General features: G+C 69.9%; 4 protein-coding genes. 2 read left to right on the top strand and 2 right to left on the bottom strand.

Annotated elements, in window-relative coordinates:
* Together B4E30_RS00310 and B4E30_RS00305 are read right to left on the bottom strand one after the other, a co-directional pair.
* The coding region (locus B4E30_RS00310) for a YveK family protein (protein WP_286793016.1) at positions 1–765 on the bottom strand (765 nt) is incomplete at its 3' end.
* 57 nt (positions 766–822) lie between these two features.
* Complete coding sequence (locus B4E30_RS00305) at positions 823–1,413, bottom strand: low molecular weight phosphatase family protein (protein WP_286793014.1); 591 nt, start codon at positions 1,411–1,413, stop codon at positions 823–825.
* Between the two features lie 51 nt (positions 1,414–1,464).
* Between B4E30_RS00305 and B4E30_RS00300 the strand changes: the two genes are divergently transcribed.
* Positions 1,465–2,283 carry a CPBP family intramembrane glutamic endopeptidase gene (locus tag B4E30_RS00300; protein WP_286793013.1) on the top strand — a complete coding sequence of 273 codons (819 nt, stop codon included), beginning with the start codon at positions 1,465–1,467 and terminating at the stop codon, positions 2,281–2,283.
* 221 nt (positions 2,284–2,504) lie between these two features.
* A complete protein-coding gene (locus B4E30_RS00295; RefSeq protein ID WP_286793012.1) occupies positions 2,505–3,035 on the top strand; it encodes an LPXTG cell wall anchor domain-containing protein in 531 nt (176 codons plus the stop codon).
* The last annotated feature ends 133 nt before the right edge of the window (positions 3,036–3,168 follow it).

Raw genomic sequence — 3,168 nt, 5'->3', positions numbered from 1 at the left:
GAGGAACTGGAGGTTCGTGCGCATGGTGCGGAACGACTCCGCGCGCGGGCTGAGCGGATCGGCGTGCACGATGAGCGGACGCTCCTTCGCCTTCGGGTCGAAGGCGATGGCGCCGATCAGGGGCGTGTCGGTGACCAGCTCGACGTCGCGCGGCGTGCGGATGCGCGTGTCGACGACCGAGCGCAGCACCGCGACACCGACGCCGATGGCCAGGCCCACCAGCGCGCCGAGCGCGAGGTTCAGCGGCACGTTGGGGCTCGAGGGGCTGAGCGGCGGGATGGCGTCTTCGACGCGCGTGAGGCGCACCGGGCTCGTCTCGGCGCCGGTGGTGTTCTCGATCGACTCGACCGCCGACGACAGGCTCGCGCCGAGCGCGTTGGCGATGTTCGCCGCCTGAACCGGGTCGGGATCGGTGACGGTGATCGTCACCAGCTGCGTGTTGAGCGGGTTCGAGGCGGCGACCTTCGATGACAGGGAGTCCGACGTGACACCGAGGCCGAGCTCCGCGATCACGGGGTTCGTGACGATGGGCTTGGTGACCAGCTCGGCGTAGGTGGTCATGCGGGACTGCGTGAAGTTCGCGCCCTGCTGCAGCTCAGACACGCTGAATCCCGACTGCGTCGACACGAAGACCGTGCTGGAGGCCTCGTACTGCGGTTCGCGGGTGAGGGAGTACGCGGCGGCGGTGCCGACGCCCAGGAGCGTCGCGATCACGATGATCAGCCAGTTCTTGCGCAGAATGCGGATGTAATCGGTGAGCTCCATACTGGCGCCAATCCTGCCATAGCCGGTGTTACAGCCGATGACGCGGCGTGAGTCGATTCATGACGGGCCGACCAGCCGCACGACGCGCACGACGGCGTCGATCGCCGGAACGAGCTGTGCCGCCGACCGCTGGTACACGCTCCACTCCTGCCGGTACGGGTCGACGACGTCGTCGTCGTTCGGGTCGGGCGGTGGGGGCGTGAGGCCGCGCCGCGCCGACAGCACCTCGGCCGCGGCCCGCAGCCGCTGGCCGGCGTCGGCGCCTGCGGCCCCAGCGGCGGCGAGCAGGTCGTCGTCGGAGGTGACGGCGGAGAGACGGGCAAATTCGCGCGCGGTGAAGGTGTGACGCAGCCGTGAGGGGGCGAGCTCGGCGATCTCGCGGCGGTGCTCGCGGGTCATCGTGATGATGAGGTCGGGGGAGGCGAGGTGCGACTCGTGAAGGAACCGCGACCGGTGCGCCGCCGACACCTCCGCCGGCACTCCGAGGTGCTGGGCGAGATATGCGGCCTCCCGCGTCATCTCGGCGGCGGGCAGTCCCCGCGTGCCGGCGCTGGTCACCGTGGCGCCGGCCAGACGCGTCTGCAGCAGCTGCGCCGCGAGCGGGGAACGACAGATGTTGCCCGTGCAGACGGTGATGAGCTCGACCAACCCAGTCTCCTCGCGTACCTCAGGCCCGGGCGGCCCCGGTAGCGTGTTCGCGTGCCCGCCCACTCTAGCGACGACACCGCGTCGACCGCCGCGCTCATCGAGGACCTCCCGGCTCCCGACGGAGAGTCGACGCGGCGGAGTCGTTCGCGCCGCCGCGAGCGTCGCACCGACTGGCGGCTCGGAGGACGAACGGTCCGCCGGTGGCGGGAGTGGGTCCTCGCCGTCGCGCTCGCCGGCCTCGGTGTCGGCGTGCTCGCGGCGACCGCCGCATCCCTTCTCTGGCCGACGGCGTGGGGGTCGGCGGCGGCCATGGCGCTGCTGTGGCTCGGCATGCTCGCGCCGGTCGTGTTCGCACTCAGTCGATCGCGCCCCGTCGGCCTGCTGCGCCTGCGCGCCGTCGATCTGCTCTTCGGTGTGGCGCTCGGGATGATGCTGCGGCTGTTACAGGGATGGCTCGCCGCCGCGACCGGCGGCGACGAGGCCTTCCCCCAGCTGGAACGGCTCGGCGGGCAGCTGCCGGTCGGGTGGGTGTTCACCGACGTCGTCGCGCCGGTCGTCGTCGCCCCGGTCGTGGAGGAGTTCTTCTTCCGTGCGGTCGTGCTCGTCGCGCTCTACACGGTGCTTCGTCGCCCGTGCGGGAAAGCTGTCGCGGGGATCGCCGCGGTGCTGTTCTCGAGCGGGCTGTTCGTCGTGGTGCACGGGCTGCTCGGCGAGCTCGCCGTCGACCAGGTGGTATCGATCGGGCTGCTCGGACTCGTGTGCGGCGCTCTCGTGATGCTGACCGGACGCATCTGGGCCGCCGTGCTCACCCACGCGGTCTTCAACGCGATGTGGGTGGCGCTGGCCCTCGCGGGCACGGCGCTGACCTGAATCCGCGGCGGTTGCCGATCCACCGTCGGCACATTCGTTTACAGGACGTTTACGCAGCGAGTTTGGTCAGCGAGTTCCCAGGCTCTAGCCTTGAGGTACATGAGGGGGTAGCCTCTCGTATACACAGCAGTCACACAGGTAACTTCAGCCACTCGTCTGGCGGGGGTCTGCAGGCCGCTTCCTCGAGAATATTGCCGCCACTCGGAACTGTTGGGAGTCCCGTGTTCAAAAAGTCTTTCGCTGCGCTCGCTATCGCCGGCGCGCTCGTCCTCGGTGGTTCAGCCGCCGCAACCGCCTACACCCCGTCGGGTGGGGCCGTCTCCGACCCGGTCATCGCGCCGGGTCAGTCGACCATCATCACCTTCACGGGCCTCGAAGGCTACGAGTCGGTCATCTTCACCGTCACCGGCCCCTCGGGCGCGTCCCTCACCTCGATCGCGTACGCCGCGTCGGGTGACACCGTCTACACGGTCGAGAAGGAGGTCGTCGACGGTTCCGCTTCGGCCACTTTCACCGGTGGTGGCGCCGGCACCTACGAGGTCGTCCTCACCGACACCGACGGCAACGTCATCGCGACCACGGAGATCACCGTGACCGCCGACAGCGACTCGGACTCCGACTCGGGTGAGCTGCCGGCCACCGGTGGCGACGTCCCGATGGGCGCCATCTGGCTCGGTATCGGCGCCGTCGGCCTCGGCGGCATCGCCGTGACCGCTGCGGCTGCTCGCCGCCGCGCCTCGCAGAACAGCTGACGCTCGCTTCGAGCGACACCATGACGGAAGTCCCGGGTTCACGCCCGGGACTTCCGTCATTTCGCTTTGACCGCCCGTGGTCGGCGCTCGGGATCGCCGGCGCGGGGTTGATCGCGACGGTGATCGTGATCGC

It is taken from the genome of Microbacterium sp. UBA3394, from assembly GCF_002358725.1.
GTDB lineage: Bacteria > Actinomycetota > Actinomycetes > Actinomycetales > Microbacteriaceae > Microbacterium > Microbacterium luteum.
This window is presented reverse-complemented; position numbering and strand designations above follow the sequence as displayed.